We start from the raw sequence: 3,110 nt of genomic DNA, 5'->3' as shown, positions 1-3,110 counted from the left end.
TCTCGATGCGCCCGCCCCAGGGGCTGGCGCATCGAGAACATGCCGAGCTGCCCCGCCCACGTGGCAGCCGTCGCCATCGCGGCCCCCGCCGAGGCCGCCGCCCCCGACATCCTCGCCCGCCGGCTGCCGACCGAGTGCCTCTACACCGACGACGCCACCGAACGGATCGCCGCCGAGCGGCAGGTCTGCCCCAACTGGGAGTGATGGCCATGCACACCACACCGTCCACCGCGGCGACGCTCGAACTGAAGGAGATCAAGGACCGCATCCTCGAAGGCCCCGACCCCGCCGCCACCCAACGCCAGCACGACAAAGGCAAGCTGACGGCCCACGAACGCATCGCCCTCCTCCTCGACAAGGGCAGCTTCACCGAGATCGAGGCCCTGCGCCGCCACCGCGCCACCGGCTTCGGCCTGGAGGACAAGAGGCCCTACACCGACGGCGTCATCACCGGCTGGGGCACCGTCGACGGCCGCACGGTCTTCGTCTACGCCCATGACTTCCGCATCTTCGGCGGCGCCCTGGGCGAAGCCCACGCCACCAAGATCCACAAGATCATGGACATGGCCATAGCGGCAGGCGCCCCCCTGATCTCCCTGAACGACGGCGCAGGAGCCCGCATCCAGGAAGGCGTCAGCGCCCTGGCCGGCTACGGCGGCATCTTCCGCCGCAACACCCTGGCCAGCGGCGTCATCCCGCAGATCTCCGTCATGCTCGGCCCCTGCGCGGGCGGAGCCGCGTACAGCCCCGCCCTCACGGACTTCGTCTTCGCGGTCCGGGAAATCTCCCAGATGTTCATCACGGGCCCCGACGTCGTGAAGGCGGTCACGGGCGAGGAGATCACCCAGAACGGCCTGGGCGGAGCGGACGTCCACGCCGCCACCTCCGGGGTCGCCCACTTCGTCTACGACGACGAGGAGACCTGCATAGCCGAGGTCCGCTACCTGATCGCGATGCTCCCGGCCAACAACCGAGAACTCCCCCCGGAGACCCTCACCGAGGACCCCTCGGACCGCAGCTGCCCCACCCTCCTGGAATCGGTCCCCGCGGACGGCAACCGCTCCTACGACATCCGCACCGTCATCGAGGAGTTGATCGACGACGGCGAGTACATGGAGGTCCACGCCGCCTGGGCCCCCAACATCGTGTGCGCCTTCGCCCGCCTGGACGGCCGCACGGTCGGCATCGTCGCCAACCAGCCCGCCTCCATGGCCGGCGTCCTCGACATCAAGGCCAGCGAAAAGGGCGCACGCTTCGTCCAGTTCTGCGACGCCTTCAACATCCCCCTGATCACCCTCGTCGACGTCCCCGGCTTCCTCCCCGGCGTCGACCAGGAACACGAGGGCATCATCCGCCGCGGCGCCAAACTCCTCTACGCCTACTGCAACGCCACCGTCCCCCGCGTCTCGGTCGTCCTCCGCAAGGCGTACGGCGGCGCGTACATCGTCATGGACTCCCGCTCGATCGGCGCCGACGTGGCCCTGGCCTGGCCGACGAACGAGATAGCGGTGATGGGCGCGGAAGGCGCGGCGAACGTGGTCTTCCGCCGAGAGATAGCAGCGGCGGACAACCCGGAAGAGACACGCGCCGCGAAGATCGACGAGTACAAGCGGAACTTGGTCCACCCCTACTACGCGGCGGAACGCGGCTTGGTGGACGACGTCATCGATCCGGCGGACACCCGCTTGTCACTCATCAGCGCCCTGAGGATGCTCGCCGCAAAGGACGCGTCCCTGCCGCGCCGCAAGCACGGCACCCCACCCCAGTGAAAGGCCACCCATGGCCCCCCTTGAGCTGAAGATCGAGCGAGGCAACCCGACCCCCGAGGAACTGGCCGCGGTGATAGCGGTCCTGCACCAGCGCCTGATGAGCGCGCCCGCAGACCCCACGGAGACCCGCCGACCACCCACAGCGGCCCGCTGGCACCGCCAGCAGCCCACCCCGTTCCAGCCCCGAGCCTGGCGCAGCATCCAGTTCCAACGAGCAGCCTGACCCGCACATCCGACTAGAGAAGGACTAGAAGATGTCTGTACTCCAGGACGAGGCCGGCTTGGAAACCCTCAATCACCAACTGAGGCTCCTCAACGACCGCTTGGAGCTCACCCAGCTCTGCGACCGCTACGTCCACCACCTCGACAAGGACCGCGGCAGCGACGCCTGGCTCGACAAGATCTTCACCGAGGACGCCCACCTGACCTTCCCCTTCGGCGAGTTCAAGGGCCTGGAGGGCCTGGCCGGCTTCCAGCAGATGGCCCGCACCACCTTCGCCCGCACCCACCACATCAGCGCCAACCACACGGTGGACCTGGACGGCGACGAGGCCCGAGTAGGCGCCCACCTGATGGCCGTACACGTCCGCCAGGCCGACGAACCGGCAGCCGACTTCACCATCGGCGGCCACTACGAGGCCGAAGCCCGCCGCACCCCGCACGGCTGGCGCATCCACCGCTTCGTCTTCGACCTGGTCTGGCAGTCGGGCGAGGCCCCGCAGGCCAAGACGGAAGCCGCCTGAAGACTCCACCAGGACTCGACCACATCTGTGGAAGGCTGGCGGAGTGAGCGACTGAGTGACTGAGCGCCACACCACCCCGCAGCCGCCCTGGAGTTGTGAATGAAGCAAGGTCCGCTGTTCTCGATCGCCCGCTGGATCGGCCTGATCTTCGGCGGCGTCTTCACCGGCTTCCTGGTCTGCGTACTGGTCCTGGAGACCTCCCTGCGCGACTACGACGCCAAGGTCTACACCCAGGTCCGCCAGGTGGAACTCGACTCCCTGGACACCCTGGCCTCAGCCACCCTGATCCCCACGATCATCGCGACAGCGATCGTGGTGATAGGCGCCTGGAAGACAAAGGGCAAAGACCTCTACGTCCCGTTGGCAGCCCTGGTGCTCCTCCTCCTGATCCTGATCCTGACGATCGCGGTGAACCTCCCGATCAACGCGGACCAGAAGGACTGGACGGTCACGTCCCCACCGTCCGACTGGGCAGACGTCAGGGACAAGTGGCAGACGTCCCACGCGGTACGCACGGTCGCCGCACTGGCGGCTTTCGCCCTGCTGTCCTTCTCCGCGATCACCCACCGGACACAGTCCCCCGCGACCCCCACCGAAA

At 68.0% G+C, this 3,110-nt stretch carries 5 protein-coding genes; all 5 read left to right on the top strand.

All coding sequences use genetic code 11. The features are described from left to right. On the top strand, positions 1 to 204 hold a 204-nt coding region (locus HLK59_RS49220; RefSeq protein ID WP_171148210.1), incomplete at its 5' end, for a hypothetical protein. Positions 205 to 209: 5 nt separating this feature from the next. Continuing rightward, positions 210 to 1,769 (top strand): acyl-CoA carboxylase subunit beta, encoded by a 1,560-nt coding sequence (locus HLK59_RS49215; RefSeq protein WP_206328511.1) that lies wholly within the window; start codon positions 210 to 212, stop codon positions 1,767 to 1,769. A gap of 10 nt (positions 1,770 to 1,779) precedes the next feature. Next, positions 1,780 to 1,992 (top strand): acyl-CoA carboxylase subunit epsilon, encoded by a 213-nt coding sequence (locus HLK59_RS49210; RefSeq protein WP_171148208.1) that lies wholly within the window; start codon positions 1,780 to 1,782, stop codon positions 1,990 to 1,992. Between the two features lie 31 nt (positions 1,993 to 2,023). Then, positions 2,024 to 2,512, top strand: coding sequence for a nuclear transport factor 2 family protein (locus HLK59_RS49205; protein WP_171148207.1), 489 nt, complete (start codon positions 2,024 to 2,026; stop codon positions 2,510 to 2,512). Positions 2,513 to 2,611: 99 nt separating this feature from the next. Further along, a partial coding sequence (locus tag HLK59_RS49200) for an anthrone oxygenase family protein (RefSeq protein WP_171148206.1) occupies positions 2,612 to 3,110 on the top strand: 499 nt, incomplete at its 3' end.

Origin of the sequence: Streptomyces sp. S3(2020), assembly GCF_013044505.1 — a bacterium.
Classification (GTDB): Bacteria; Actinomycetota; Actinomycetes; order Streptomycetales; family Streptomycetaceae; genus Streptomyces.
The sequence above is the reverse complement of the archived record's forward strand: the minus strand, read 5'-3'. Positions and strand labels throughout refer to the sequence as shown.

Coding starts and splice junctions, on each gene's coding strand:
- HLK59_RS49205 (WP_171148207.1), top strand. CDS start 2,024: ATGTCTGTACTCCAGGACGAGGCCGGCTTGGAAACCCTCAATCACCAA.
- HLK59_RS49210 (WP_171148208.1), top strand. CDS start 1,780: ATGGCCCCCCTTGAGCTGAAGATCGAGCGAGGCAACCCGACCCCCGAG.
- HLK59_RS49215 (WP_206328511.1), top strand. CDS start 210: ATGCACACCACACCGTCCACCGCGGCGACGCTCGAACTGAAGGAGATC.